29 protein-coding genes are annotated in these 26,097 nt (G+C 64.7%); 15 read left to right on the top strand and 14 right to left on the bottom strand.

Annotated elements, in window-relative coordinates:
• The first annotated feature begins 40 nt into the window (after positions 1-40).
• From G6N08_RS16255 to G6N08_RS16240, 4 genes are read left to right on the top strand one after another with little or no spacing between them, the layout of a single operon-like run.
• A complete protein-coding gene (locus G6N08_RS16255) occupies positions 41-679 on the top strand; it encodes a PaaI family thioesterase (protein WP_163758946.1) in 639 nt (212 codons plus the stop codon).
• Between the two features lie 40 nt (positions 680-719).
• Entirely contained in the window at positions 720-1,418 is a 699-nt protein-coding gene (locus G6N08_RS16250) for an EthD domain-containing protein (RefSeq protein ID WP_218033391.1), read from the top strand.
• 10 nt (positions 1,419-1,428) lie between these two features.
• Positions 1,429-1,872 carry a TIGR03618 family F420-dependent PPOX class oxidoreductase gene (locus G6N08_RS16245; protein ID WP_163758944.1) on the top strand — a complete coding sequence of 148 codons (444 nt, stop codon included), beginning with the start codon at positions 1,429-1,431 and terminating at the stop codon, positions 1,870-1,872.
• Positions 1,873-1,893: 21 nt separating this feature from the next.
• A complete protein-coding gene (locus G6N08_RS16240; protein ID WP_163758942.1) occupies positions 1,894-2,652 on the top strand; it encodes an enoyl-CoA hydratase/isomerase family protein in 759 nt (252 codons plus the stop codon).
• A 27-nt stretch (positions 2,653-2,679) separates the two neighbouring features.
• On the opposite strand, the gene G6N08_RS16235 is transcribed toward G6N08_RS16240, so the two are convergent.
• Entirely contained in the window at positions 2,680-2,865 is a 186-nt protein-coding gene (locus tag G6N08_RS16235; protein WP_163760757.1) for a (2Fe-2S)-binding protein, read from the bottom strand.
• Positions 2,866-3,138: 273 nt separating this feature from the next.
• On the opposite strand from G6N08_RS16235, the gene bfr reads away from it, so the two are divergent.
• From bfr to G6N08_RS16215, 4 genes are all read left to right on the top strand, one after another.
• The gene (gene bfr, locus G6N08_RS16230; RefSeq protein WP_163758939.1) at positions 3,139-3,621 is read left to right on the top strand and encodes a bacterioferritin; all 483 of its coding nucleotides are present in this window, start codon (positions 3,139-3,141) and stop codon (positions 3,619-3,621) included.
• 321 nt (positions 3,622-3,942) lie between these two features.
• Positions 3,943-4,449 carry a carboxymuconolactone decarboxylase family protein gene (locus G6N08_RS16225; RefSeq protein WP_163758937.1) on the top strand — a complete coding sequence of 169 codons (507 nt, stop codon included), beginning with the start codon at positions 3,943-3,945 and terminating at the stop codon, positions 4,447-4,449.
• Between the two features lie 50 nt (positions 4,450-4,499).
• Positions 4,500-5,852 (top strand): type I glutamate--ammonia ligase, encoded by a 1,353-nt coding sequence (locus tag G6N08_RS16220; protein WP_163758935.1) that lies wholly within the window; start codon positions 4,500-4,502, stop codon positions 5,850-5,852.
• Positions 5,853-5,854: 2 nt separating this feature from the next.
• A complete protein-coding gene (locus G6N08_RS16215; RefSeq protein WP_163758934.1) occupies positions 5,855-6,985 on the top strand; it encodes an amidohydrolase family protein in 1,131 nt (376 codons plus the stop codon).
• Here the strand turns inward: G6N08_RS16215 and G6N08_RS16210 are convergent.
• From G6N08_RS16210 to G6N08_RS16190, 5 genes are all read right to left on the bottom strand, one after another.
• Complete coding sequence (locus tag G6N08_RS16210) at positions 6,909-8,735, bottom strand: N-acyl-D-amino-acid deacylase family protein (protein WP_174813303.1); 1,827 nt, start codon at positions 8,733-8,735, stop codon at positions 6,909-6,911. The genes G6N08_RS16215 and G6N08_RS16210 overlap by 77 nt on opposite strands.
• A gap of 65 nt (positions 8,736-8,800) precedes the next feature.
• On the bottom strand, positions 8,801-10,117 hold the full coding sequence (locus G6N08_RS16205) for a cytochrome P450 (RefSeq protein ID WP_163758932.1): 1,317 nt from the start codon (positions 10,115-10,117) through the stop codon (positions 8,801-8,803).
• 131 nt (positions 10,118-10,248) lie between these two features.
• Positions 10,249-11,082, bottom strand: coding sequence for an SDR family oxidoreductase (locus tag G6N08_RS16200; protein WP_163758929.1), 834 nt, complete (start codon positions 11,080-11,082; stop codon positions 10,249-10,251).
• Positions 11,083-11,091: 9 nt separating this feature from the next.
• Positions 11,092-11,550, bottom strand: a complete 459-nt coding sequence (locus tag G6N08_RS16195) for an SRPBCC family protein (protein WP_163758927.1) — start codon at positions 11,548-11,550, stop codon at positions 11,092-11,094.
• Between the two features lie 156 nt (positions 11,551-11,706).
• A complete protein-coding gene (locus G6N08_RS16190; RefSeq protein ID WP_163758925.1) occupies positions 11,707-12,135 on the bottom strand; it encodes a DUF6188 family protein in 429 nt (142 codons plus the stop codon).
• Positions 12,136-12,431: 296 nt separating this feature from the next.
• Here G6N08_RS16190 and G6N08_RS16185 point away from each other — a divergent pair, with 296 nt between their 5' ends.
• Positions 12,432-12,821: a hypothetical protein gene (locus G6N08_RS16185; protein WP_163760753.1), complete on the top strand. Its 390-nt coding sequence runs from the start codon at positions 12,432-12,434 to the stop codon at positions 12,819-12,821.
• Between the two features lie 141 nt (positions 12,822-12,962).
• Positions 12,963-13,565, top strand: a complete 603-nt coding sequence (locus tag G6N08_RS16180) for a lipoprotein LppJ family protein (protein ID WP_218033390.1) — start codon at positions 12,963-12,965, stop codon at positions 13,563-13,565.
• Positions 13,566-13,622: 57 nt separating this feature from the next.
• Here G6N08_RS16180 and G6N08_RS16175 read toward each other — a convergent pair whose 3' ends face one another.
• Positions 13,623-13,889, bottom strand: coding sequence for a DUF1918 domain-containing protein (locus tag G6N08_RS16175; RefSeq protein ID WP_163758924.1), 267 nt, complete (start codon positions 13,887-13,889; stop codon positions 13,623-13,625).
• A 177-nt stretch (positions 13,890-14,066) separates the two neighbouring features.
• The gene (ag85B, locus tag G6N08_RS16170) at positions 14,067-15,053 is read right to left on the bottom strand and encodes a diacylglycerol acyltransferase/mycolyltransferase Ag85B (protein WP_163758922.1); all 987 of its coding nucleotides are present in this window, start codon (positions 15,051-15,053) and stop codon (positions 14,067-14,069) included.
• Between the two features lie 329 nt (positions 15,054-15,382).
• On the opposite strand from ag85B, the gene G6N08_RS16165 reads away from it, so the two are divergent.
• Positions 15,383-16,609 carry a DUF7159 family protein gene (locus tag G6N08_RS16165; RefSeq protein ID WP_163758920.1) on the top strand — a complete coding sequence of 409 codons (1,227 nt, stop codon included), beginning with the start codon at positions 15,383-15,385 and terminating at the stop codon, positions 16,607-16,609.
• Positions 16,610-16,708: 99 nt separating this feature from the next.
• Here the strand turns inward: G6N08_RS16165 and G6N08_RS16160 are convergent, their stop codons facing one another.
• The 4 genes from G6N08_RS16160 to G6N08_RS16145 form a co-directional block, all read right to left on the bottom strand.
• Entirely contained in the window at positions 16,709-17,365 is a 657-nt protein-coding gene (locus tag G6N08_RS16160) for a DUF4389 domain-containing protein (RefSeq protein ID WP_163758918.1), read from the bottom strand.
• Positions 17,366-17,463: 98 nt separating this feature from the next.
• Complete coding sequence (locus G6N08_RS16155) at positions 17,464-18,360, bottom strand: LLM class F420-dependent oxidoreductase (RefSeq protein WP_163760749.1); 897 nt, start codon at positions 18,358-18,360, stop codon at positions 17,464-17,466.
• A gap of 13 nt (positions 18,361-18,373) precedes the next feature.
• The gene (locus tag G6N08_RS16150) at positions 18,374-18,925 is read right to left on the bottom strand and encodes a YceI family protein (protein ID WP_246216784.1); all 552 of its coding nucleotides are present in this window, start codon (positions 18,923-18,925) and stop codon (positions 18,374-18,376) included.
• A gap of 81 nt (positions 18,926-19,006) precedes the next feature.
• Complete coding sequence (locus G6N08_RS16145; protein ID WP_163758916.1) at positions 19,007-20,269, bottom strand: cytochrome P450; 1,263 nt, start codon at positions 20,267-20,269, stop codon at positions 19,007-19,009.
• Between the two features lie 264 nt (positions 20,270-20,533).
• Here G6N08_RS16145 and G6N08_RS16140 point away from each other — a divergent pair, with 264 nt between their 5' ends.
• Positions 20,534-20,959, top strand: a complete 426-nt coding sequence (locus G6N08_RS16140; RefSeq protein WP_163758913.1) for a hypothetical protein — start codon at positions 20,534-20,536, stop codon at positions 20,957-20,959.
• A 112-nt stretch (positions 20,960-21,071) separates the two neighbouring features.
• Here the strand turns inward: G6N08_RS16140 and G6N08_RS16135 are convergent, their stop codons facing one another.
• Positions 21,072-22,202: a nitronate monooxygenase gene (locus G6N08_RS16135; RefSeq protein ID WP_163758911.1), complete on the bottom strand. Its 1,131-nt coding sequence runs from the start codon at positions 22,200-22,202 to the stop codon at positions 21,072-21,074.
• Positions 22,203-22,430: 228 nt separating this feature from the next.
• Between G6N08_RS16135 and G6N08_RS16130 the strand changes: the two genes are divergently transcribed.
• From G6N08_RS16130 to G6N08_RS16120, 3 genes are read left to right on the top strand one after another with little or no spacing between them, the layout of a single operon-like run.
• Complete coding sequence (locus G6N08_RS16130; protein WP_163758909.1) at positions 22,431-23,504, top strand: NAD(P)H-dependent amine dehydrogenase family protein; 1,074 nt, start codon at positions 22,431-22,433, stop codon at positions 23,502-23,504.
• Positions 23,505-23,563: 59 nt separating this feature from the next.
• Entirely contained in the window at positions 23,564-24,304 is a 741-nt protein-coding gene (locus G6N08_RS16125; RefSeq protein ID WP_163758907.1) for a glucose 1-dehydrogenase, read from the top strand.
• 50 nt (positions 24,305-24,354) lie between these two features.
• Entirely contained in the window at positions 24,355-25,164 is an 810-nt protein-coding gene (locus G6N08_RS16120; RefSeq protein WP_246216857.1) for a thioesterase family protein, read from the top strand.
• Between the two features lie 46 nt (positions 25,165-25,210).
• Here the strand turns inward: G6N08_RS16120 and G6N08_RS16115 are convergent, their stop codons facing one another.
• Positions 25,211-25,948, bottom strand: a complete 738-nt coding sequence (locus tag G6N08_RS16115; protein ID WP_163758906.1) for an SDR family NAD(P)-dependent oxidoreductase — start codon at positions 25,946-25,948, stop codon at positions 25,211-25,213.
• Positions 25,949-26,097: the final 149 nt, after the last annotated feature.

Below are 26,097 nucleotides of genomic sequence, written 5' to 3'. Positions count from 1 at the left end.
CTTTGTCGCCGTCGCACAGCAACGTGTTCTAGTTTCAGGCATGCTGGAGTTCACCCCGGAAAACCTCAGCGCCGCAGACGTCGAGCGGCTGCGCGCGGTGTACGAGCCGTTGACCCGCTCGGTACGGGCCTTGATCGACGCCACCATCCGGACCCAGGTGGACTTTGACGTCGTCGCCGCGGCCAAGGCCGAGATCGACTCGGCAACAGCACGTTTGCAGAGCAAACAGCTCGACGGAACGTTCGGTATCCGCTATCTGAGCACTGGAGAGCGGATGGCGTGGGGCAACGTGGCGATCGGGATTCGCAACCCCATCGCACCTCCCTTGGAGGTGCATCACGACGCGTCAGGCACGGTGTGGTGTGACTTTCACCTGGGCGCTGCGTACGAAGGACCTCCCGGGCACGTGCACGGCGGAGTTGCTGCCCTGATTCTCGATCACATCCTCGGCGAAGCGGCCAGCGACGGTGTCAACCCACGTTTCACCGGAACGATCAGTCTCCGCTACGTCCGGGCCACCCGGTTGGGGCATCTGCACGCCGAAGCGACAACCACCCGAACCGACGGGGTGAAAACATTCGCCGTCGGCCACCTCGCCGATGATGATGGTGTCACGGTTCAGGCCGAGGGAGTGTTCATCCTGCCCCGGTGGGCCAGAGGTCAACCCGGCCCCGAGTAGTCAGGCGCCACCTGCCCGGGCAGAAACGGAGGTTACGGCCGTGGAGAAGGTCGTTGCGGTGCTGATGACCGCAGACGGGGACGACGACTGGTGCGAGCGCTTACGCGGTCCGGTGGCCGCCGCCATCGTGCAACTCGGCGTTCCGGGGTTATCGGTCAACGTTCGTGACGGCGCGGTGCGTGATTCGCTGATGACGTTCACGACGCTCGACCCGCCGGTCGCCGCGGTGGTGAGTATGTGGACCCAGCAGTGCTACGGCGAGCAACTTGCGGCGGCGCTGGCCTTGCTGCAGAAGGAAGCCGCGCACCTGGCCGCCTACTTGGTGACCGAATCGGTACCGCTTGCGCCGCCGGTCGACAGCGGTTCGCGGACACCGGGTCTAGCCAATATTGCGTTGCTGCGCCGGCCACCCGGGCTTGACCAAGAGACCTGGCTGAACCGCTGGCAGCGTGACCACACGCCGGTGGCCATCGAGACGCAGGCGACCTTCGGCTATACCCAGAACTGGGTGGTGCGCGCGCTGACTCCCCACGCGCCGGCGATTGCCGGAATCGTCGAAGAATTGTTCCCGGCCGAAGCGGTCAGCGACCTGAAAGCGTTCTTTGGAGCCGCCGACGAGGACGACCTGCATAACCGGCTGAACCGGATGTTGGCCAGCACAACGGCGTTCGGCGCCAACGAGAACATCGACACCGTGCCGACCAGCCGCTACCTCATCAAAACACCGTTTAGGACCTGAGGGCTTGCTGATGACCACCCTCGACGGCGCTGTGGCACTGGCCCGGGCAGAGCGGGGTCTCGCCGTGGTGTCCACCGTTCGTGCCGACGGGACCGTGCAGGCTTCGCTGGTCAACGTCGGTCTGCTGGCCCACCCGATCAGCCGAGAACCGTCGCTGGGCTTCGTCACCTACGGCAAGGTCAAGCTTGCCAACCTGCGCGAGCGGCCGCAGCTGGCGATCACCTTCCGCGACGGCTGGCGCTGGGCCACCGTCGAGGGCCATGCGGAGCTCGCCGGGCCGGACGACCCGCAGCCCTGGTTGGCCGAGCCCCATGGTTTGCGCCTGCTCAGACGCGAGGTGTTCATCGCTGCCGGGGGCACCCACGACAACTGGGACGAATACGACCGGGTGATGGACGCCGAGCGGCGCACCGTGGTGCTGGTGGCCCCCACCCGGGTGTACGGCAATGCCTGACCCGCGCTTTAGGCTGCAGCGGTGATCCTGCAGAGCGACGATACCAACCGAGTACGCACCCTCACCCTGAACCGGCCCGAGGCGCTCAATGCCTTCAACGAGGCCCTCTACGATGCCACCGCCGAGGCCCTGCTGGCCGCCGCCGACGATCCGCAGGTCGCCGTCGTGCTGCTGACCGGCGCTGGACGGGCCTTCAGCGCCGGCACCGATCTCACCGAGATGCAGGCGCGTGTCAGCGACCCGCACTTCGTCCCGGGGAAATACGGTTTCACCGGACTCATCGACGCACTCAGCCGTTTCCCCAAACCGCTGATCTGCGCGGTGAACGGTATCGGGGTGGGCATCGGCGTCACCATCCTCGGCCACGCCGACCTGGCGTTCATGTCGTCGACGGCGCGCTTGAAATGCCCGTTCACTAGCCTCGGCGTCGCGCCCGAAGCCGCGTCCTCCTACCTGTTACCGCGGCTGCTGGGCCGGCAGAACGCGGCCTGGCTGTTGATGTCCGCGGAATGGGTGGACGCCCACCAGGCGCTGCGGATGGGGCTGGTCTGGAAAGTCTGCGAACCGTCCGAATTGTTGACCGAGGCGCGCCGACATGCGGAGATTCTTGCTGCGCACCCGATCTCGAGTCTAATGGCGGTCAAAAACTGTATCGCTGAACCGCTGCGCCCGGGGATCAGCGCGGCGAGCGCACGCGAGAACGCCTACTTCGCCGAACTTCTCGGCACGCAGGTCAACGCCGAGGCCCTGGCCAAATTCACCGCAGGCCGGGGCATGTGACGCTCGCCGGCCACCTGAGACCGCGGCCTAGGCTGACCGGCTGGGTTCGAGTGGGGAGGCCGCGGCAATGATTGCCCGCAGCGTGCGCCGGCAACGCCCGCAATCGGCGCCGGCCCCGCAGGCAGCGGCAATCTGCTTGGACGTCGACGCGCCGCGCTGGACGGCCGCCGACACCGTCTGGGTGGTAGCTCCGACGCACAGGCAGACGTACATCAGCACAGCCTCACACATGCCGCTGTCCCGATCTCGGCCATCACACCTCCTGGTCGGAGACGGTGCCACCACATCACACCACAGCTAGTTTAGCGCAGTCTAACCTAACTTGGATGAGTGCAGTCTAACCTAAGCCAAAACTGGTGCGCGCTTGGCTCCGGCGGGCCTGTCGCGCAATGCGCCATGCGCGCCGGTAGATTGAACGCGGCATCGCCGGGCAGGGCCACGGCAGCCTGCCCGGCAGTCCACAGCTTTTGAGCCGAAGGAGCGACCATGCACGGTGATCCGGACGTCTTACGCCTGCTCAACGAGCAACTGACCAGCGAACTCACCGCCATTAACCAGTACTTTCTGCACTCCAAGATGCAGCAAAACTGGGGCTTCACCGAATTGGCGTCCCGGACTCGCGCCGAGGCGTTCGATGAAATGCGGCACGCCGAAATGGTCACCGACCGGATCTTGTTACTCGACGGCCTGCCGAACTATCAGCGGATCGGGTCGTTGCGCGTCGGCCAGACGCTACGGGAGCAATTCGAAAGCGACCTGGCGATTGAGTACGACGTGCTGAACCGCCTGAAACCCGGGATCATCATGTGCCGCGAAAAGCAAGACACCACGACCGCAAACCTTTTCGAGAAGATCGTGGCAGACGAGGAAACCCACATCGACTATCTGCAAACGCAGCTGGAACTGATGGACAAGCTCGGCGAGGAACTCTACTCCGCCCAGTGCGTGGCCCGGCCCCCGACGAACTGAGAGATCGTGCGGGGCTGAGCCGGGATGCTCGGTCGCAAGTTCCCGGCTGCCTGTGGCACGACAGTTCGTTCAGCACCGCGATGCACGGCCCGCCAGTCGGCCGGTTGGCCCGTACCCGGTGACGGGGTGTGCGACGGCGACCGGGGGAGGCTAACGAAGGATGGTGCGCATCAAGGTGATTACGGCCGACGCAAGATCCAACCGGGCTGCGATGAGCTGAGCAGCCGGGCACGCGGGCGGAGACAATACCGTGCGGGTGGTGTCGCGCCGTGGTGGGCCGATCTATTCGGCTGTGCGATTGCACCGGAGTAGCATCGCGCCATGAGCAGGATCGGGCCTTTTGCCGACGATGACCTCGCGGGTTGGCTGTCGAAATCCCCTGAACTCGGGGCCGCGATCGCCGGGTTCAGCGATGCGGTCTACAACCGCAACCGCTTGCCGCTGCGCGCCCGCGAATTGGCACGCATGGTGATCGCGTATCACAACGAGTGCGCTGTATGTGTCAACACCCGCGTCGGCGACGGGCCCGCCGCCGGTGTCGATGATGAGTTCTACAACCACGCGATCGAGTGGCGCACCTGGCCGGGGTACACCGACCAGGAGCGCCTGGCAGCGGAGTTCGCGCACCGGTTCGCGACGGAGCACACGGTCTTGCGTGATGACGAAAACTTCTGGCGCCGCTGCCGCGAGCAGTTTAGCGAGGAGTTGCTGGCCGACCTGGCGTTGTCGTGTGCGCTCTGGCTGGGAATGGGCCGGGTGCTGCGCACCCTCGATATCGGGCAGGCCTGCATGCTCACCTTGCCTAGCCCGGCCCACCACAGCGGATAGCCGACGAGGACTCCACGCCGGGGCCGTATCCGCACTGCACAATGGCTGCCATGACCGCCACACCGCTTGCCGCCGCGGCGATTGCTCAGCTGGAAGCCGAGGGAGTGGACGCCGTTATCGCTACGGTGGTGAACCCCGCCGGGCTGATGCACGCCAAGACGGTGCCGATACGGCGCACCAACACGTTCGCAGACCCCGGGGTGGGCGCCAGCCCAGTCTGGCACGGCTTTGCCATCGACCAGACCGGAATCGCGTTGAGCGATACCGTCGGAGTGGTCGGCGACCACCGTATCCGGGTGGATCTGTCGGCGTTGCGCATCATCGGCGACGGGTTGGCCTGGGCTCCCGGCGCGTTCTTCGAACAAGATGGCACGCCGCTTGCGGCGTGCAGCCGCGGAACACTGGCTCGCGTCGAGACGGCGCTGGCTGAGGCCGGCATCCGTGCGTTGATCGGTCATGAAATCGAGTTCCTGCTGGTCAATCCGGACGGCAGTCGGCTTCCGTCAACCCTCTGGGCGCAGTACGGACTGGCCGGTGTACTCGAACATGAAGCGTTCGTCCGCGACGTGACCGCCTCGGCGACCGCATCCGGTGTCGGTATCGAGCAGTTCCACCCTGAATACGCGCCCAACCAGTTCGAGATCTCACTAACACCCCAGCCCCCAGTGGCCGCCGCTGACCAACTGGTGCTGGCGCGGACGATCATCGGCCGCGTCGCCCGCCGCTATGGGCTGCGTGTGAGCCTGTCGCCGATGCCTTTTGCCGATAGTGTGGGATCCGGTGCGCATCAGCACTTTTCGCTGGCGACAGCCGAAGGGCCGCTGTTCTCTGGCGGAACAGGGGCCCGAGGTATGACGGCGGCCGGCGAAAGTGCGCTGGCCGGATTACTGGAGGGTTTGCCGGAGGCTCAGGGTATCCTGTGCGGTTCGATCGTGTCGGGGTTGCGGATGAAGCCCGGTAACTGGGCCGGGGCGTATATCTGCTGGGGAACTGAAAACCGGGAAGCCGCACTGAGGTTCGTCTGCAACGCTCGAGGTAAGCCGAACGGCAGCAATGTCGAGGTGAAAGTGGTGGATCCGTCGGCTAATCCCTACTTCGCATCCGCGGCGATTCTCGGCCTGGCCCTCGAGGGAATCAAACATAAGGCGGTGCTTCCGCCGGAAATCACGGTGGACCCGGCAACATTGCCCGACCACGAGCGCCAACGCGCCGGAATTGCGGCGCTCTCCGCTAGCCAAAGCAAAGCCATTGCCGCACTGGATAGTTCGAAGCGGCTTCGAGCTATTCTGGGTGATCCCGCCGTCGATGTGGTGGTCGCGGTCCGCCGCCTGGAACAGGAACGATACGCGAACCTGCGCCCGGAACAACTGGCCGACAAGTTCCGCATGGCCTGGAGTGTGTAAGAGTGGCGACGCTGGCCAGTTCGGCGCTGGAGCACCACATCGCCGCCGTGCCGTTGATCGATCAGCATGTCCACGGGTGCTGGTTGACTGGGGGGGACCGGCGGAGGTTCGAAAACGCCCTCAACGAGGCCAACACCGAGCCGCTTGCTGACTCAGGCTTTGACTCTCAGCTGGGCTTCGCGGTGCGCGCTCATTGCGCGCCGATACTCGGTTTGCCGAGACATGCTGACCCGCAGCAGTATTGGGAACGGCGCAGCCAGTTCACCGAGACGGAGCTGGCCAGGATTTTTCTATCCGCCGCCGGGGTGAGCGACTGGCTGGTGGACACCGGCATCGGCGATGGTGTCGCCGATGTCACCACGCTGGCTGAGCTCTCCGGGGGCCGGGCACACGAGCTGATCCGCCTTGAGCAGGTAGCCGAGCAGGCCGCGCACGCCGCAGGCGATTATGCTTCAGCGTTCCAGGAGATCCTGCACCGACGCGCAGCCAGCGCTGCGGGGACCAAATCGATCCTGGCCTACCGGGGCGGATTCGAGGGTGTGCTCAGCGAGCCGTCGCCGGCGCAAGTCTCGGCCGCTGCCGACCGGTGGCGTGCGGCCGGTGGGGTGCGACTGCGTGACCGGGTGCTGCTGCGTTTCGGTTTGCACCAGGCCCTGCGGCTGGGCAAACCCTTGCAATTCCATGTCGGTTTCGGCGACCGGGACTGCGACCTGCACAAAGCGAACCCATTACATTTGCTCGACTTTCTGCGCCAGTCCGGCGACACCCCCATCGTATTGCTGCACTGCTATCCCTATGAACGCGAAGCGGGCTATCTGGCGCAAGCCTTCAACAACGTGTATGTGGACGGGGGACTGAGTATCACTTTCCTCGGGGCTCGCGCACCGGCGTTTATCGCCCGGCTACTCGAGATGGCGCCATTCCACAAAATTGTGTATTCGTCGGACGGGTTCGGGCCAGCAGAGCTGCATTTTCTCGGTGCGATCTTGTGGCGCAACGGCATCCAGCGAGTGCTGCAACGTTTTGTCGACGACGGTGACTGGAGTGAGGCCGACGCTATCCGAGTGGTCGACATGATCGCACACCGGAATGCGACACATCTGTACCGCCTGCCGCCGGCGGTCTCCGATTAGGTAGTGCAGCAGTTTTCGCGCGCAAGAAACTGCCGGTGCGCTGGGTGCCGAGCAGGCCGGTTGGTGCGCCTTCGACGAAGACCGCGCGCCCATTGACGAAAACCGCGTTCACCGCGCCATCGCTGCGGTTCACCATCCGGGCCAGGCTGTCGTACTGCTCAACTGCCGCTTCGGCGTAGTCATCCAGCGACGAGTCAAGATGCTCGGGATCAACCACGACGAAGTCGGCCCGATCGCCCAGCCGAAGATGACCGGCATCAAGGCGATACCAGTCAGCCAATTCGCCGGTGAGCCGATGCACGGCATGCTCGATCGTCATGAACGGCCGACCGGACTTTTCCGCGTCGTGAACGTGCCGCAACAGCCGGAGTCCGAAGTTGTAGAACGCCATATTGCGCAGATGGGCACCAGCATCGGAGAAACCTAGCTGCACTCCGGAGTCGCGGGCCAGCTTCTTAAGTACCCCGGGCCGGTGATTGGAAATCGTGGTCCGCCACCGCAGCGCTCTTCCATGTTCGACGACTAGATCAAGGAAGGCATCCACAGGATGCAGGCCGCCGCGGTCGAGGCCAACTTGGCCGAATGACTTTCCAAGCACCGATGCATCCGGACATGCGACGATTTCGGCGTCGAAGAAGTCACGATGCCACACCCGAACCCCGAATCTGCTGTCGTAATCCTTGCGGAAGCGCCGCCGGTAGGCTTCGTCGCGCATCAACGCGTTTCGTTCCACCTCGCTGCGGAGATGCAAAGCTTCCGCACCCGCACCGAATTCTTCGAACACCACGAGGTCTATGCCGTCGGCGTACACGGTGAAGGGAACCGGAAGGTGCTGCCACCGAAAGTCCCCGCCCAGCCAGGTCACGAATCTCGCGGCAGGTCCCAAGGCGTGGATGACGAGTGGGTTGGCTTTGACGTCCGCCGCGGAGAGCAAGCTGGTCTTCAGCGGCTTGCGGAACACCCCCAGCGACTGAACCAGTTGAGACACAACATCAAACGGATTGGCAATGTCAGGACCGGATTGCAAGACCCGGCCGTTTCTACGCAGAAGCGCCTTGAGCCGCCGCAGTTCTCGACGTTTTGCATAAGTCGACGGCAAAGTGCGGGAGCGGCAAGTCACTCCATCAAGTTTGTCGAAAAGAAGTTGTTGCGAGGACATCCCAACAAAGCCGGCGTCCAGTGCTTCGGTCAGCATCTGTTCCATGCGCACCTGCTCGCACGCTGTCGGCTGCAATGAATTCCTCGTGGCACGGTCCAGACCCATTGTGGCGGCCCGTATATCGGAGTGGCCAATGAATGCTGCCACATTCGGGCCCAATGGCCGCGCTTCCAGTGCGGCGATGTATTCTTCACAGCTGCGCCACGTCTTGTGTTTGGCCAGCGCAGCGATCACGTGGTCGCGCGGGATTGCCTCAACTCGGCCGAACAGGTCGCCGGCCTGAACCGGGTCGACATAAATAGTCGACAGCGAACACGATCCCAGTAGTACCGTCGTCACGCCGTGGCGCAGCGATTCGGGCAGCGCGGGCCCGTCAAGCACTTCGATGTCGTAGTGCGTGTGGATGTCGAGGAATCCGGGCATCACCCACTTGCCGCTAGCGTCGATCACCTGCGGGCAGCCCGACTCGCCCAAACGGTGCGGGCTTATCGCCACAACACGACCGTCGCGGATACCGATGTCACGGATCGCCGAGGGCGCACCCGTCCCGTCGAACCAACGGCCATTGCGGATGATGGCGTCATACGTCACGGCGTCAATACAAGTCGGTTGCAAGACAGGTGTCAAACACGTGATCGTCGGGGTGAATGAGCTGGCTAGCGGGCAACCATTGACCGCGCCGGACCCAGCGCCACCGGGAGCGTCGACCAACCCCGCAGCACCCGGGTGTCCCGCCGGCTGCCGGCGCCCGCGGCGCGCACCTCGGGGAAGCGGTCGAAGAACGCCCTCAGCCCCACTTCGCCCTCGGCACGGGCCAGGGCCGCACCCAGGCAGAAATGCTGGCCGCCCGAGAAAGCCAAGTGCCTGCCGGCGTTGGCGCGTTCGATATCGAAACGGTGCGGATCGGGGAACACCGCTGGGTCACGATTGGCGGCTGCCAGGTACACAACCACCATTTCGCCGGCCCTGATCACCCTGCCGGCTACCGCCGTGTCGGTGCGCGCCACCCGGGCGGTGAGCTGAACCGGTGACTCGAGCCGCAGAATCTCCTCGACCGCATTCGGCCAGAGCTGCGGACGTTCACTGAGCTTCCGCAGGTGTTCGGGGGCGTCGAGCAGCATGCGGATCCCGTTGCCCAGCAGGTTCACTGTGGTCTCGAAGCCCGCGGCAAGCACCAACCCGGCGATTCCCTGCAGTTCGGTTTCAGTGAGATAGGTTTCTGCGGAACCGCTTTCAGCGGCTTGAATCAGCTGACTCATCAAGTCATCGCCGGGGGCACGCCGCAATTGCCGTAAGTGCCCGGCCAGCCAGGAATTGAACCCGGCGATTCCGCGCTGCACACGCCGGTATTGCGGCCAGGGCAGCCCGATGTCGAGGCTCGGCGCGGCCAATTCACCGAACTCGAGGATGCGCCGCCGATCCGGCCCGGGTACCCCCAGGATGTCGCTGATGATCGCAACCGGAAGCTGGGAGCAATACCGGGCCACGATGTCGACCACCCCCGGCCCGTCGGTGAGCTCATCCAGCAAGATGGCCGCGGTTTCTTCCACCCGATCGCGGAGCTTGGCGACCGCCCTGGGGGTGAACACCGACGAGACCGTCTTGCGGTATCGGGTGTGGTCAGGCGGCTCGACGGACAATAACGACGGCGGGCGCAGCGGATGCAGCAGCTTATCGCGGCTGCGGCGCTCCAGCCAGCGCAGGGGTGCCGGCAAGTTCGAACCCAGCGAAATCACCCGGAACGCCTCTGACCGCAGCACCTCGGAAGCGACCGCGTGGTCGACGGTCAGGTAGCTGATACGACCTCGCACCAAAGGCCCGCGCGAGCGCAGCTCCTCATAGAACGGTACCGGGTCGGCTTTGACGGCGGGGTCGACAATCAAGCGGGCCTGTGGGTCGCCGCGCCGAATGCCGATCGCCGCCACACCGCGGACGAACCCGTGCAGGACCAGCCAGTGCAGCCGTTCTCTCACCAGCGCCTCCATACATCGTGAGATCCCGCCTCCGCGGCTCATGCTACTGAACCGGGCCGACCGCGCCGGCCGTGAGAGCTGCTCGCGGATGCTCTGGTATTCCCGCTCCCGGAGTTTGTCAGCTGGTGTCGCTACCGCTGCGGTATCAGGGTGGGCAGCGCTTTAGCGATACGGCCGCGCACGAACTCGGGGCTAACGCTTTTCAAACGGTCGATCCAGCGAATGCTTTTCGGCACATACCAGTGCAATCGGCTGGGGTGATGATAGGCGCGCCAGGCCACCCGGGCCACGCTGACGGCGGGCATCAGCCGGAACATGCCCCTTGTGGGTGCGGCGGCGCGAATCTCCTCAGCGGACCGTGTCGCACCGGCGCCGTCGGAGTGGTCGGATGTTGAAGTGAGTATCGCGGTGTCGATCAGGCCGGGAAGCACATCGGCAACCCGCACACCGTGGCGTTGCCACTCCACACTCAGTGCTTCAGTGAGCCCCTTGACCGCATGTTTGGTCGCCGCATAGACCGCCAGACGCGGAATTCCGTATGTGCCGGCAGATGACGACGTCGAGAACATCAAACTGCCCGGTGCCTTCTTGAGATAGGGCAGTGCCGCATAGGCCCCCGTGAGCACCGCCTTGAAATTGATGTCCACGACACGCATCGCGGCCTCATACGGTATGTCTTCAAACCACCCGGATTCGCCGATACCGGCGTTGTTCCACATCATGTCCAGCCCGCCGCCCGGGTTGCCGGCGCAAAAGTCAGCCACCGCCGAATGCAGGGCCATCCGGTCTGTCACATCGACCCTGCGGGTCCACAGCCGCGCGGCGTCGAGCTGGTCGGCAAGCAGCGCCAGGCCGGCGTCGTTGCGGTCGATAGCCCCGATTCGCCAGCCGTTGGCGTGGAAGAGCTTGACCCCCTCACGGCCTATGCCGCTCCCGGCGCCGGTGATGAAGATCGATTTCGCCATGGTTGGCCGTCAGGCGGCCTCGACGACGTCTTTAATGCGTTGCAGCGTCGTCGTCATGTCGCGAATGTTGCGCCGCTGACGCAGATAACCGCCGAACAGCCAATAGTAAAGGGTGGTCCACACGGAGGGGGTGAGCCGAAAGGATTCGGTCACCTCCGTGCCGCCGTCGGTCGGTGTCAACCGGTAGTGCCAGTGATTCACCGGCCTGTCCCCGAGAAGGACATCGAAACCGAACTCGCGGCCGGGTTCGCATGCAGTCACCCGGCAGGTCGTCCAATACACCGGCCCGATCCCATTGCGACGAACATGTCCGCGGAACCGGGCGCCAACCGCCGGTCCGGTCGCGCCGTCGATCCACTCCGCCTCGAAAGTCTCCGGGGAAAAGCGTCCAATAGTGCGGACATCCGTGATCAGCTCCCAGATTTTCTCTGCAGGTGCCTTCATCCGAACGGTCGCCGAGCCTTGCATGGGACGATCCAATCACGTTGGCGCGTGATCAGCGACCGGAACCGCTGAGATCCGCATGCGATCGACCCTGACGTGCGCCGACTATGCCGGTCGTGACGGGTGCACGCGTCTGATGCCGGGTGAGACGTTGCGCCGGGGGAGTCCAGATTTTCTGGTCTAGCCGGAATCGTCACCGTCAGGCATATCGTGTCGCACCACGCGCACCTTGCCACGTGCCAGGCAAGCCGCGTATCCATGATGCTTGCCGTACAGCTCCCACGCGGTGTGGGTGGCGTCGGGCGATACGTCGATGTGGTGACCGTCAGAAAATTCCAGATGCAGGTCTCCGGTGTCATACCACAAAACCGCGGTGCACGTAGTGCCAGAAAAGTCGAATAGGGGACGCTCCTCGACGGCCGGATCTTTGGGGTCGATGGAAACGACCTCGACGGGGGAGGTGTCCGTCGCGGGCAGGGTCAGCCGCATCGGTGCCGAGACGACAAGTTCGTTGTAGTCGTCGAAGTTCAATATCAAACCGTCGCGGAACATGATCCGCTGTACCGCACAACCCTCGAGCCAGTGCGTGATCATTTTCTGTTCGGTCATGTCCTCACTCTGAACGCTATCCGTCGCGTGCACAAGAGCGGAAACGTCGGCCGCTGCCGCCCCGGTCGGGGAGACGCTGCGGCAGGAGCCGGCGACGTCTCAAACCCTTGTGAAGACGATCGATCCGCGCTAGCGTGTCGGCGTCTTCTCCCACGACGTCGTTGACCTATGGAGTGATCACCATCGACACGCAGATCAGTGCGGCCGGATACGACACCAGACGGTTCAACGCTGACGGCACGGTGGATGACGGCGAGGCCCCGGTCATCGTCAGCTTGGTGGACGCGGCGATGCAAATGTTCATTGCCGCGATTGACGCGCTGCCGGACACCGGCGATCCGGAATTTTCCGATCGCGCCGCCGTGATCCTGTCCGGTTTGCGGAAACTGCAAGCGGCGCTGACCCGGGCGGCCGCCCGGGGCAGGGCCACACCAGCGGTTATCGTGGCGCTAAGCGGGGTTCGCACCCGCTATGACGATCTGATGGCCCGGGCCGCCTCGGCACCCGGCGCCACCCTGGGCCAGCAACTTTACGTTGCGCGTCGGCGTGCCAAACTTTCCGCCCAAGAAACTGCTAACGGCGCGGGCCTGCGGGCGGACCTGATCGACGCCATCGAGGCTGATGAGACCCCCACTGAAGAAGAGGCGGCCCGAATCAAGGAGCTCATCGCCGCTCTGAGCGGCTGACAACTGCCGACGGGAAGCAGGGGCCGCCGGGCTCACCGCTGAGGCGGAAGGCGTGCTCACGGTGTCGAAGGTGCGAGGCGTTTTCGTCGGCGGGTTAGCCTGAATTGGGAGAGTGACGCCGGTTACCTGGAACGCTGGTCGATGATGCAGGCGTACGTGGCGTATCGCGGCACATGGGAAAGACGGTTTCGCTCGCCGTGGGGCCGGGCGCTCATTGCGGCTGCGCTGATGGTGTCGCTGGTGCTGGACGGGATTTTTCTGGCGGTCGACCGACTCCATTCGCCGGCCGCCGACAGGCTCGAACACCCGGCCGACCCGGTGACCGATGCGCAGAGCAGGAACCAGGTTGTCGAGCCGGCTCAACAAATCGTCACGGTGGCCCGGCTGCAGAATCCGACGGCAGGTTATTTGCTGATGTCGTGCAAAAACCATGATGACCCCCCGTATCAGGGCGCGGTTTACCTGAACTTCACGCTGCCCGCCGGGGCGCATGCCGAGAGCTTTTTCCGCAACGTCGCGGCGACGATGGTGGCCCACGGCTGGTATGAGGGTCTACCGCCCAACCAGCACTTGCACGGCGTCACCCTGTACAAAAAGGGCGTCACCGCCATCGTTTATCCCGACAGCGATGACGCGAGTATGGGAACGATGCGCCTCTACGGGGAATGCCGGAACCTCAACGACCACCGCAACGACACCACCGGGTGGGTCGATATCACCGGTGAATTCAACCCAACCCGCTAAGCTCACCCGGGTTGCCCATCGCTCCCAGGGGCAAGGCCGGCCGTGGGCCGCCGGAGTCTAGCCGCTGGGACTGCGCTGCGCGGTCGCATGCTCCGCGCCGGCCCGATGCCGAGCCCGCTCGTCAGCCTCTTGCAATTCTGCCGGTGTCATCACAAGTGCATCCGGTCCGGGAAACACTGTCGTCTCGTGGCCGGTCGAGGCCCAGCGCACCACATACGGTGGGGAGCCGTCGGCTGATCGCACCTCGGTGATCACCCCGCGCTGATCGGGCTTTTCGACCGTCGTGCCCTTGATCACCAACCAATCGCCAACGTGGGCCTTCATTGCAGCTCCTTTCGTTGCGTTCCTTCTCCGATTGTGCGCGTGCGGCAGTGCTTCGGGAAGGGGAGCAGACCACCAATCACGGAACGGCCGTCCGCGGTGCGGAGATCCCAGAACACCCGCGACGGCCGCCCGGGTATGCGCCCTGACTCGTCAGCGGCAGTACCGAAAGCAGGCCGGTTAGGCCGCCCCGGTGGCGCCCAACGTGCGCTGCAGATCCGGTTTCATGGCATTCAGCTGAGCACCCCAGTACTCCCAGCTGTGGGTGCCGTTGTCGGGAAAATTGAACACGGCATTGTGGCCGCCGGCAGCCTGATAAGCCTGCTGAAACTTCAAGTTGCTGGTCCGGACGAAACCTTCGAGGAACTCGGCGGGCAAATTGGCCCCACCCAGCTCGGACGGGGTGCCGTTACCGCAGTAGATCCACAGCCGGGTGTTATTCGCCACGAGTTCGGGGATGTGCAGCATCGGGTCGTTGCGCTGCCACGCCGGGTCTTCTTTCGGGCCCCACATGTCCTGGGCCTTGTAACCGCCGGCGTCACCCATCGCGAGGTTGATCAGCGACGGTCCCATGCCCTGAGAGGGATCCAACAGCGCCGAAAGCGAGCCGGCATAGATGAACTGCTGCGGGTGGTAGACGGCCAATATCAAGGCCGAGGATCCCGACATGGAGATGCCCACTGCAGCGCTGCCGGTCGGCTTGACATTTTTGTGCGACGCCAGGTACTGGGGAAGCTCGCTGGTCAAGAAGGTTTCCCATTTATAGGTCTGGCACCCAGCCTTACCGCAAGCGGGGCTGTACCAGTCGGCATAGAAACTGGACTGGCCACCAACCGGCATCACAAGCGAAAGACCGGACTGGTAGTACCACTCGAACGCCGGGGTGTTGATATCCCAGCCGTTGTAATCGTCCTGAGCACGCAGCCCATCGAGTGCGTAGACCGCAGGGGAGTTGGGTCCACCACTTTGGAACTGGACCTTGATGTCGCGGCCCATCGAGGGTGACGGCACCTGCAGATATTCCACCGGCAGGCCGGGCCGCGAGAACGCCCGCGCCGTCGCGGCTCCTCCGGCGAGGCCGACCAAGGCAGGCAGCACCGCGGCCGCAACAGCAGCGACGACAAACCGGCGTGCCCAGCCCCGCATCTTCTCACTCACGTCTGTCATACCTATGCCCCTCGTCATGCCCCTCGTCGTATGCCGTCATGCGCCCTCGGCAAAACTTACCGTGTGAATAGCCGGTATGTCGATCAGGACGCAAAGACGTCTCGATTCGATTCCAGCGACCCGCCCCCTGGTAGGGGTACGGCACGGCGCATCCGGAGGCGTTTGACCGGCCCGACGAGCCGAAGTTGCGACGCCCGCGTAGGCTCACCCAAGATAAGCCGACGAAGACCACGCTGGCCCGGTCCGGTCCGCGCTCGCCAACCACCGCCCAGTGGTGTTGTGGTGCGCAGCGACGGGGCCTGCACTCCGGGCACGATCGAGGTGCGAATGTGGACACGGTACTCGGGCTGTCGATGACGTCGACCACCGTGGGGTGGGTTCTTGTCGAGGGAAGCGACGCAAACGGCAGCATCCTGGACCACGGCGAGTTCGGTGTGTGCACCGGCGGCGGGGGCCGCGCTGTCAAGACCGCGAAACAGGTAACCGCAGCGGTGCTGCGTGCCCACAATGTGGCGACCACACACGGCTACCTGCTGAGCGTCATCGGCGTGACGTGGAACAACGACGTGGCCGCGGAGGCGGCGCTGCTGCTGGAGTCGTTGACCGGGGCAGGGTTTGACAATGTTGTGCCAGTTCAGTCGCTCCAGGCGGTGGAAACGTTGGCCCGAGCGATAACACCGGTCATCGGCTACGAGCAGACCGCGATGTGTGTGCTGGAGCGCGATTCGGCCACCGTCGTTCTGGTCGACAGCTGTGAACCCCCGACACAGACAGCCGTCAGACAGCTGGGCAACGGCCGCGACAAGCTGATCCGCTGGCTGACGACCATGTTCGACCGTGGCAGGTGGCATCCGGCTGCCATCGTCCTGGTCGGATCGGAGCCCGAACTCGAAACCATTTCATGGCAGCTTGAAAAGGTTCTGCCGGTGCCGGTTTTCGCTCAAACCACGGCGCAGTTGGCAGTTGCGCGGGGGGCGGCCCTCGCGGCATCGCGAAGCACCGAGTTCATTGAGGTACAGCTGCCGAAGGTCGGTGCCGAGCGCGGCGCGCAGCCGGTGCGCTCGGCCTCTTATTCGGGTTATAGGGGGGCGCTGGCCACGTTGGCTGCCGGTGCGGTCACTTTGGTGGCCTCGGTATCGCTCGTGGCGGGGTTGCGGCTGACACCAGACAGGGCTCTTGGAGCGGTGCAGCAGGCGGCGCACCCCTCGCCACAGGGGATCGCGCCGGTGGCTCCGCCCGCACCACACGCCCAAGCGCCGCGGGTGACGACTCCGTCACCACCGCCACCCGTGGCGCCGCCGGTCGCCGCGCCGGCCAGCCAGCCGGAACCTGACCCGGTCCGGGAGCCGTCGGCTGATATACCCGCCGATGAAGCGCTCACACCAGCCCCACAACAGCAGCCGAGTGTTCCTCCGCCGCAGTCCGACAGCCGGGCACCGCTGTTGACCAGGGTGCTTGAGCATATCCAGGGTTGGCATCGAGACCCGCCACCGGCACCGCCCCCGCTCCAGGCTCAGCCGGGGCAACCGCCGAATCCCGGGGTTCCCTCGCCATAGCGGATAGGGCATCGCGGCGGCCAGTCGGCGATGACCTCAGTGCGCCAGACGGATTGGGCTATCGATACCGGCTATCGATACCGGAGATGCCGGCTGCGGTCAGCGGGCTCCCATGTCCAGTCGCAGCGGCGGGTACTCATCGCGCATCAGTGTGGCGTAAGCGCGTACTCGGATACCCCAGCGGTTGATGCCGAGCACGAAATCGTATAGGCCCTGCGGGTAGCGCCCGGTGAACAGTAAACCCAGCAAAGCAATCAGAAGCAGGATCACAATCAGCGGCGGCAATAAGTAGGCAACGAATTCGTTCGGGTTCACCGTGAGAACGTGCCAACTGCTGGTGTAGAAGACGGCGAGTATGAGGTAGTGGGGGATGGCCAGCAGCCACCACTTGATCAGCACCAGGCCCCGGTGCAGACGTTCGGGATAGTCGATCTCGACATCGGCCGGGTAATCTTCTTTCGCCCGCAGACTGAACGGAGGGTATTTGTCAGTCCCCAGAGCGTGCAACGCGTAAAAGGCCACCCGCCAGCGCCACCGCAACACCCCGAGGCTGAAGTCGAACAGCGGGCGTGGGTACTTGCCGGTGATCAGAATGGCAAAGAATGCGATCACCGTGACCACCACAACCGCGATGTTCAAGAACAGCAGCACAATGTAGTGCGGGATGGCCAGAATCCATTTGACCAGCCATTGCCAGCGTGATAACGCGGGGTCGAGGTCACCTCGCACCCGAACCGGGTAGGTCTCAGGTTGCATGATCGACAGCTCCTTGGGTGTGTGTTGGCTGCAGCGGTGCGCCGCCCTGATTGTTCCGCATCCTGGTGTGGAACCCAAACACATTTGCCGCGACACGTTCAGCGAGACGAGGACCCATCGAGGTGAAGCGGTGAATTCTCGGCCGCTTCGGCCACGCTCGCCAGGACGGCGAGGTGGTCGTCGACCGAGGTCAAACCGGCACCCATGGTGTTGATCGACACGTGGGTTGCCCCGGTATCGGCCCATGCGCGCAGCTTGTCCAGAAGCTCGGGCACGTTACCCCGCCAGGTAACACGACCCTCCATGGCGATGCCGTCGGGGTCTCGGCCCGCATCCGCGGCCGCTTGACGGACCCATCGGCGCGCCTCGTCCAGTTGGGGTCCGGGGCCCACCATGGGAAACCAACCGTCACCGAGCCGGCCGGCGCGCCGGTATGCCTGCGGTGAAAACCCGCCGAACCACACGGGAATTGGCCGTTGGATCGGCAACGGCGCCAGTCCCGCTCCGGTCACCCGGTGGAATTTGCCGCGGTAGGTAACGGTGCTTTCGGTCCACAGCCTGCGCATCAGGTCCACTTGTTCCTCGCAACGCCTGCCGCGGTTGGAGAAGTCTTGCCCGAGCGCTTCGTATTCCACGGCGTTCCAGCCCAGACCGACGCCGAGGCGAAGTCGTCCGCCGCTGAGCACGTCGACTTCGGCCGCCTGTTTGGCCACCAGCACAGCCTGCCGCTGCGGCAGAATGACGATGCCGGTGACCAACTCCAGCGACGACGTCACCGCGGCGAGATACCCGAATGTCACCAGCGGTTCGTGGAACGTGCTGTGCACGTCATACGGCCCGTCCCAGCCGACGTGAATCCGGGGGTCGGCGCCGACGACATGGTCATAGGCGAGTATGTGGGTGAAACCCAGCTCTTCGACATGCTGGGCGTAGGCACGCACCGCGCCTGCGTCGGCGCCGATCTCGGTCTGCGGCAACACCACTCCAATGCGCATCGTCACCTCGCTATCAGACGTCTTTACCCAGATTGGCGGTGAACGCCACCGTCACTTCATCGGCGACCCGCACCGACCCCATGAGCAGCGAATAGGGCCGTACACCGAAATCGGAATGGCGAACGATGAATTGGGCCGACAATCGCCATGAACACCCGAGATCTTCTGTTCGCAAGTCGATGACATGTCCTCGAGTTTTGCCATTGATCACCAGCCGGCCGGTCAGCCGATATCCGCCATCGGTCTTCTCAATACGATCGGCATCGAAGCGTACTTGTGGAAATGCTCCGGCGTTGAGCGACTTCAGCGCGTTCGAGCGCACCAGGGCCTTCTCCGGCGCGGACAGGCTTGTCACACCGCCTTCGCCGTGTAACACCTCAAGCGCAGCCAAGTCGACGATGACCTCCGTGCTGACCGGTTCGCCATCGGCCCATCGCACCGTGGCGTGCCACTGCTTCATCGCAATGGTCAACCGATGGCCCATCCGCGCGGCCCTCCCGGTGACCCCGGTACGCACGATCAACTCACCGTCGGAGGCGCCCAAGGCGCGCACGGTGTCGATCACGGACCGACTCTACACATCACCGCTGAACAGCACGCTGCCGTTGCGGCAGCGTCTTTCCGCCGGGCGCGCGTCAGCCGACTTCTAATGCGCGACAGGGCACTTCGCCGCGGAATTACCCCGGTAGTCGACCTGCCAGTGTTTGATGCCGTTCAGCCAGCCCGAGCGCAATCGTTGCGGTGTGGAGATCGGCGTCAGATCGGGCATGTGATCGGCGATCGCATTGAACATCAGCTCGATCGTCATCCGGGCCAGGTTGGCGCCGATGCAGTAATGCGCTCCGGTGCCGCCGAATCCCACATGCGGGTTGGGGTTGCGCAGGATGTTGAAGCGGTAGGGATCCTCGAACACGTCCTCGTCGAAGTTGGCCGAGCGGTAGAACATCACCACCCGCTGCCCCTTTTTGATCTGCACCCCGGACAGTTCATAATCCTGCAGCGCGGTGCGCTGGAAACACGTGACCGGGGTGGCCCATCGGACGATCTCATCGGCGGCGGTCACCGGGCGTTCCCGTTTGAACAGCTCCCACTGGTCGGGGAACTCCGTGAAGGCCATCATGCCCTGCGTGATGGAGTTACGGGTGGTCTCATTACCGGCGACGGCCAGCAGGATCACGAAAAACCCGAACTCGTCCTCAGAGAGCTTGTGGCCGTCGACATCGGCCTGGATCAGCGTGGTGACCAGGTCTGGCCCAGGGTTTTTGGCCTTCTCCGCGGCCATCTGCATGCCGTAGGTGATCAGTTCGAGAGAGGCGGTGATGGCGTCGTTGTCGGCGAACTCGGGATCCTGGTCGCCGACCATCTGGTTGGACCAGTGGAACAGCTTCTTGCGATCTTCCTGCGGCACACCCATTAACCCGGCGATGGCCTGTAACGGCAGCTCACAGGACACCTGTTCGACGAAGTCGCCGGAACCCTCGGCAACGGCCGCCTTGACGATATTCTGGGCCCGCTCGTTGAGATCCTCGCGCAGGCGCTCGACCGCCCGGGGTGTGAACGCCCGCGAGATGATTTTGCGCAGCCGGGTGTGCTGGGGAGCGTCCATATTGAGCAAGACAAACTTGCCCCGTTCGACCTGCTCGCCGACCGTGCCGTCCTTGTAGCGTGGCAGCGCGGTCTTTTGCAGGCTGGAGAAGATGTCGCTGCGCAGCGACACCTCTTTGACGTCTTTGTGCTTGGTCACCACCCAGAAGCCGCCGTCATCGAACCCGCCAACGCCGAGCGGCTGCTCATTCCACCAGATCGGCGCCGTTCGCCGCATCTCGGCCAGCTCTTCGATCGGCAGCCGCTCGGCATAGATGTCGGGGTCAGTGAAATCGAACCCGGGAGGAAGATTCGGAGTTGGCATCGGTGCACCTCTTCGCGACGACGTCTTCTAGTCCAGTAAAACATTGCTACACCACAGATGGAACGTGTCGTTGCGGGATGACAAAAGCTGGAATGAAACGTGTTCTCGGTCGGGCGCCACACCGCCGCAGGGGGACGTGCACGGGTGCCGGCGTGATCGCGGGCAGGGGCAAATGGGCCTTGTCACCTCGCCGCCCTCGTTATGCTGCGGTGCAGACCACCGGCAGCCCGGACGGTCCGGCGGTCTCGACGCCCAAGGAAGGACATGTTTCGAGAACTAGTCACCGCGGTCGCGATCACCGGAGCGGCTCTCAGCGCGACCCCCGGCGCAGCCGCCGATCCGCGACAGTACGACGGAGACGTACCGGGGATGAACTACGACGCTTCACTCGGTGCACCGTGCGACAGCTGGGAACGGTACGTCTTCGGACGAGGCCCCAACGGTGAGGCTGAGGCGTGCCATTTCATACCCAATCAGTTCCCGGCTGTCAGCACCGGGTTTTGGGTGATCTCCTACCCGCTGTACGGTGTCCAGAACGTCGGCGCGCCCTGCCCGGGTCCACAATCGGCGGCACAGTCTCCCGACGGCCTGCCGATGCTGTGTCTGGGCGCCCGCGGCTGGCAGCCGGGCTACTTAGTCGGAGGTGGCTACCCGCAGACCGGAGGCGGCTTCGTTCCCATCACCGAGTAACCGGTGTGCCGTGCCGAACGGCCGGGTGCCGCGAGAGGTGCGGTGCCCGGGGCGACGGCAGCGCCGGGAGGGTCGACGAGCTTAGACGGCCGTGGCCCCGGGCCGGCCCCTGTCAGAGGGTGGCGGCCTCGTTGAGCTCGTTGAGCCTCGTGGTCGCCTCGAGATACTCCTGGACCCAGCGCTCGATGACCGCTGAGGTCTTCTCGACTTTGACCAGCTGACCGACCACCTGACCAATCGGGTTGAACGCGACATCGACGGATTGCTCTGGATACTTCTGGGTGGCGGCGACGGCCATGCCCGAAACCATGTACTGCAGCGGCATGTCCAGCGGTTTCGGGTTACCGGGTTGTTCCCACGCCTCAGTCCAGTCATTACGCAGCATGCGCGCCGGCTTGCCGGTGAACGAGCGACTGCGCACGGTGTCTTTACTGGTCGCCTTCGCGTAGGTGGCCTGCTGCACCGCGGTGTTGGACGCTTCCTCGACCATCAGCCATTGGGAGCCGGTCCACGCGCCCTGCGCACCCATGGCCAGGGCCGCAGCGATCTGGTAGCCACTGGCAATACCGCCGGCCGCCAGCACCGGCCGCGGCGCGACTTCCTTGACAACCTGGGGCCACAGCACAATCGAGCCGATCTCGCCACAGTGCCCGCCGCCTTCGCCGCCCTGGGCGATGATGATGTCGACGTCGGCGTCGGCATGTTTGCGCGCCTGCGACGGCGACCCGCACAACGCGGCCACCGTGCGTCCGGAGTCGTGGATGTGTTTGATCATGTCAGCCGGGGGAGTGCCGAGCGCGTTGGCGATCAACGCCACCTTCGAGTGCCGCAGCGCCACTTCCACCTGCGGGGTAGCCGTGGCCTCGGTCCAGCCCAGCAATTGCAGAGCGTGGGCATCACTGTCCTCGACCGGCACACCGTGGTCGGCGAGGATTTTCCGGGCGAAATCGAGATGCTCTTGCGGAACCATGGCCCGCAGCGTCTTCGCAAGCTCCTCCGCCGACAGGTGCGAATCCATACCCGCGTACTTGCTGGGGATCACGATGTCGACCCCGTAGGGATGCTCGCCAATGTGCTCGTCAATCCAGTTGAGCTCGATCTCGAGCTGTTCGGGAGAAAAACCGACCGCGCCGAGCACTCCGAACCCGCCGGCCTTGCTCACCGCGACGACCACATCGCGGCAATGGGTAAACGCGAAGATCGGAAACTCGATACCAAGTTCGTCACAGACTGGGGTATGCATCCCTGCTCCTTACGGGCCGGCCGGCCGAATTGAAACATGTTCTAGTTTAGTACCGGCGTGAGTCGCCCGGCCAGCCGGTCCGGATCAACCCGCTCGGTGCCGACCGGATCGGGCCGGGCTGCGCTGCCGCCCGCCCGGCAACGCCCGCCGGTGCCCCGCGGCTAGGCTGCCGTCAGCTAGCCGCCGGGCGCCACGCAACACCAGGCACCAGACACCAGGGAGATGTCCGTGACCATCCGCGTAATTCACCTCGGCACCGGCAATGTTGGTCGCCTGGCGCTGGCCCAGCTGATCGCCGATGTCCGGTTTGAGCTGGCCGGAGTCTGGGTGTCCGCGAAGGATAAGGTCGGCAAAGACGCGGCAGCGCTGGCAGGACTGGATGGTTGCACGGGTGTCACCGCCACCAACGATCTTGGGGCCGTGCTGGACAGCAGACCCGATTGCGCGGTCTACTGCGCCATGGGTGACACCCGAACCCCCGACGCCATCGAGGATTGCCGGCGCATCCTGGCGGCCGGCATCAACGTCGTCGGCTCCGCACCGGTGGTGTTGCAGTTCCCGTGGCACCTGATTCCCGACAAGTACATCCAGGCTGTGGAAGACGCTGCCCGCCAAGGCAATTCGAGCCTCTTCATCACCGGCGTGGACCCCGGGTTTGCCAACGACCTCATCCCGCTGGCGCTCGCAGGAACCTGCCAGCGCGTCGAACAGGTGCGCTGCATGGAAATCGCCGACTACGCCACCTACGACGGCTCCACCGTCATGTTCGACGTCATGGGTTTCGGCAAGCCGCTCGACGAAATCCCGTTGCTGCTGCAACCGGGTGTCCTCGGCATCGCGTGGGGCACCGCGATCCGGCAGCTGGCCGCCGGCCTGGGCATCCAGGTCGAAACGATCACCGAAAGCTACGAACGCGAACCCGCACCGGAAGCCTTCGACATCGCCGCCGGGCACGTTGCCCAGGGCCACGTCGCGGCGCTGCGCTTCGAGATCCGCGGCATGGTGCAGGGACGGCCGGCCATCGTGATCGAACATGTCACCCGGCTGCGCGAGGACCTGCGTCCGGACTGGCCCCAGCCCGCACAACCGGGCGGCTCTTACCGAGTCGAAATCACCGGTGAGCCGTCCTACACCGTCGATGTGTGCCCCAGCAGCCGCAGAGGTGACCATAACCACGCCGCGATCGTGGCGGCGGCGGGCCGGATCGTCAACGCCATTCCCGCGGTGGTGGCGGCCCCGCCCGGGATCAGGACCACGTTGGATTTGCCGCTGGTGGGCGGGCCAGGGTGCCATGTCGGCTAGACCGGGCCGGCTGCAACAGGTTCTCACTTCTGCGACAGTCTCCGGTAGCCTGACCGGTCATGGGACGCGTGGACGGAAAAGTTGCACTGATCAGCGGCGGAGCGCGAGGTATGGGCGCATCTCACGCACGGCTGCTGGTGGCCGAGGGCGCCGAGGTGGTAGTCGGCGACATCCTCGACGACGACGGTAAAGCCCTGGCCGACGAGCTCGGCGCTGCCGCCCGTTACGTCCATCTCGACGTCACGCAGCCGGACCAGTGGAAATCCGCGGTGTGCACGGCAGTAGACGAATTCGGCAGGCTCAACGTCTTGGTCAACAACGCCGGCATCGTGAACCTCGGGCCGCTGAAGACGTTCGACCTGGCCAAATGGCAGCAAATCCTGGACGTCAACCTCACCGGCACACTGCTGGGTATGCAAGCCGTGATCGACCCAATGATCACCGCCGGCGGCGGGTCGATCATCAACGTCTCGTCGATCGAGGGGTTGCGCGGTGCGGCATGGGTGCATGGGTACGTGGCTTCCAAGTGGGCGGTCCGCGGACTGACCAAGTCGGCCGCGCTCGAGCTGGCGGCCAACAATATCCGGGTCAACTCGATTCATCCGGGTTTTATCCGAACTCCAATGACCAAACATCTTCCCGACGACATGGTCACCGTCCCGCTCGGGCGGCCCGGAGAGCCGATGGAGGTGTCGACGTTCGTGCTGTTTCTGGCCAGCGACGAGTCCTCCTACGCAACCGGCGCCGAATTCATCATGGACGGTGGCCTGGTGGCCGACGTACCGCATAAAGCGATGTAGCAATCACAGTGGTAACCCCGGATCGCACGCGGGCCGCTGGTGCCCGCGAAATAGACGAAACAGACGATGTGCGGGCCTATGTGGTGCCCGACGGTGACAGCTACGTACCCACCCGGATTGCGCAGGGCCCATGGGGCGCCACCATGGCCGGACACGTGATCGGCGGGATTTTGGGCTGGGCGGCCGAGCGCGCGGCCGGCGATCCGGAACTGCAGCCGGCCCGGCTGACCGTCGACCTGTTCCGCCCGACGAAGCTCGAGCCCATGCGCGTCACGGCCACTATCGCGCGCGACGGGCGTCGCATCCGGGTGGTCGACGCCACACTCACCCAGCACGGCACCGACGTCGCGCGGGCGAGCGCGGTGTTCGTGCGCCGTGGTTCCCAGCCTGATCAACACGTCTGGTCGATGCCGGTGACGATGCCCCCGATGCCGTCCGAACGTGATGCTGCGCCGGACAATTCGCCGTTCTTCCTCCGGGCCTACGGGTGGGGTTCGGATACCGGGCCCGCTCACGGCGTCACCCACAGGCTGACGCCGAAATACGCGTGGGTGCGGGAAACAAAGGTGCTCGTCGACGGCGAGCCGCTGACCCCGTTTACCCGGGCAGCAATGGCCGGCGACGTCACGAATCCGTTAACACACTGGGGCACAAAGGGTCTGCAGTTCATCAACGTCGACTACACACTGACGCTCAGCCGGCTACCCAGCGGTCCCGACATTGGGTTGGCTGCGCTAACCCATTACAGTCACGCCGGTGTCGCCGCCGGGGCGGCGATGTTGTTCGATCAGCACGGCCCGATCGGAAACGGCATGGCTACCGCGTTGGCCGACACAAGATTCCGTCCACCGCGCCGCTGACAGCTCGTCCGCACCGGAACTGCAGCGCGTCTGTGTGCGGCAGACCTCAGGGATGGCGTGCCGTCACCCCGCCGTCAACGACCAGGTGGGCTCCGGTAATGAACGACGCCCGCGGCGACATGAGAAACACGACCGCTTGCGCGACCTCACCAGGCTCCCCGATCCGTCCCAACGGTGCGGCTTGCTCGAATCCGGCGCGGACCTCAGCGATGTCGAGCGCGACCTGAAGCATCGGCGTGCGGATGAAACCCGGGCACACCGCGTTGACCCGGATACCGGCCGGACCCAGCTGTGCGGCCATCGACCGGGTCAGCCCGAGCAGACCGGACTTCGAGGCGCAATAGGCCGGTATGTGGGGATTAGCCGCCAGGCCTTCGATGCTGGCGATGCCGACGACGGCCGGGGAGCGGCCCGCGCGCGCGGAGTCCTGCAGGAGCGGCAGCAACAGTTGCACCAATAGCGCATGCGCGCGCAGGTTGACGTCGAGGATCGCGTCCCACGACTCGGCGGTGTAGGCGCCCACAGGTTCGGCGAGCACGCGACCAGCGGCGTGCACCAGGCCGTCGATCCCGTCGAGCGCGCGGTCGGCGGCTGCGACCGCATCGGGCAGGGCTGCGTCGTCACAGACATCGACCACGGCCGCGGGCATCCCCACAGCGGCCGCCACCTGCTCGACGGCGGGGGAGATGTCCCACAACGCCACCCGCCGGCCTTCGGCGACCAGCGCCTCTGCGCATGCCCGCCCGATGCCGGAGGCAGCTCCGGTAACGACTATCCCGCTCACCGCGATCCTCCTCAAACGTCACGGAAACCCGCAGACCATAACGCTGTTTCGATGAAAGCAGCCCCATGGAAGCGGCCTCTTGATCGATTACGGCACCAAAGGTATCGTATTGCTGCCCCGATTACGAAACTATGCGTCGCGTAATTGGC

Source organism: Mycobacterium botniense (genome assembly GCF_010723305.1).
GTDB classification, from domain to species: domain Bacteria; phylum Actinomycetota; class Actinomycetes; order Mycobacteriales; family Mycobacteriaceae; genus Mycobacterium; species Mycobacterium botniense.
This window is presented reverse-complemented; position numbering and strand designations above follow the sequence as displayed.

Excerpts from the sequence above, each read along its gene's own strand:
- G6N08_RS16135 (WP_163758911.1), bottom strand. The coding sequence starts at position 22,202 with ATGCATACCCCAGTCTGTGACGAACTTGGTATCGAGTTTCCGATCTTC.
- G6N08_RS16155 (WP_163760749.1), bottom strand. The coding sequence starts at position 18,360 with ATGCGCATTGGAGTGGTGTTGCCGCAGACCGAGATCGGCGCCGACGCA.
- G6N08_RS16180 (WP_218033390.1), top strand. The coding sequence starts at position 12,963 with ATGATGCAGGCGTACGTGGCGTATCGCGGCACATGGGAAAGACGGTTT.
- G6N08_RS16245 (WP_163758944.1), top strand. The coding sequence starts at position 1,429 with ATGACCACCCTCGACGGCGCTGTGGCACTGGCCCGGGCAGAGCGGGGT.
- G6N08_RS16195 (WP_163758927.1), bottom strand. The coding sequence starts at position 11,550 with ATGCAAGGCTCGGCGACCGTTCGGATGAAGGCACCTGCAGAGAAAATC.
- G6N08_RS16140 (WP_163758913.1), top strand. The coding sequence starts at position 20,534 with ATGTTTCGAGAACTAGTCACCGCGGTCGCGATCACCGGAGCGGCTCTC.
- bfr (WP_163758939.1), top strand. The coding sequence starts at position 3,139 with ATGCACGGTGATCCGGACGTCTTACGCCTGCTCAACGAGCAACTGACC.
- G6N08_RS16220 (WP_163758935.1), top strand. The coding sequence starts at position 4,500 with ATGACCGCCACACCGCTTGCCGCCGCGGCGATTGCTCAGCTGGAAGCC.
- G6N08_RS16145 (WP_163758916.1), bottom strand. The coding sequence starts at position 20,269 with ATGCCAACTCCGAATCTTCCTCCCGGGTTCGATTTCACTGACCCCGAC.
- G6N08_RS16200 (WP_163758929.1), bottom strand. The coding sequence starts at position 11,082 with ATGGCGAAATCGATCTTCATCACCGGCGCCGGGAGCGGCATAGGCCGT.
- G6N08_RS16235 (WP_163760757.1), bottom strand. The coding sequence starts at position 2,865 with ATGTACGTCTGCCTGTGCGTCGGAGCTACCACCCAGACGGTGTCGGCG.
- G6N08_RS16225 (WP_163758937.1), top strand. The coding sequence starts at position 3,943 with ATGAGCAGGATCGGGCCTTTTGCCGACGATGACCTCGCGGGTTGGCTG.
- G6N08_RS16255 (WP_163758946.1), top strand. The coding sequence starts at position 41 with ATGCTGGAGTTCACCCCGGAAAACCTCAGCGCCGCAGACGTCGAGCGG.
- G6N08_RS16160 (WP_163758918.1), bottom strand. The coding sequence starts at position 17,365 with ATGCAACCTGAGACCTACCCGGTTCGGGTGCGAGGTGACCTCGACCCC.
- G6N08_RS16190 (WP_163758925.1), bottom strand. The coding sequence starts at position 12,135 with ATGACCGAACAGAAAATGATCACGCACTGGCTCGAGGGTTGTGCGGTA.
- G6N08_RS16185 (WP_163760753.1), top strand. The coding sequence starts at position 12,432 with ATGTTCATTGCCGCGATTGACGCGCTGCCGGACACCGGCGATCCGGAA.
- G6N08_RS16125 (WP_163758907.1), top strand. The coding sequence starts at position 23,564 with ATGGGACGCGTGGACGGAAAAGTTGCACTGATCAGCGGCGGAGCGCGA.
- G6N08_RS16175 (WP_163758924.1), bottom strand. The coding sequence starts at position 13,889 with ATGAAGGCCCACGTTGGCGATTGGTTGGTGATCAAGGGCACGACGGTC.
- ag85B (WP_163758922.1), bottom strand. The coding sequence starts at position 15,053 with ATGACAGACGTGAGTGAGAAGATGCGGGGCTGGGCACGCCGGTTTGTC.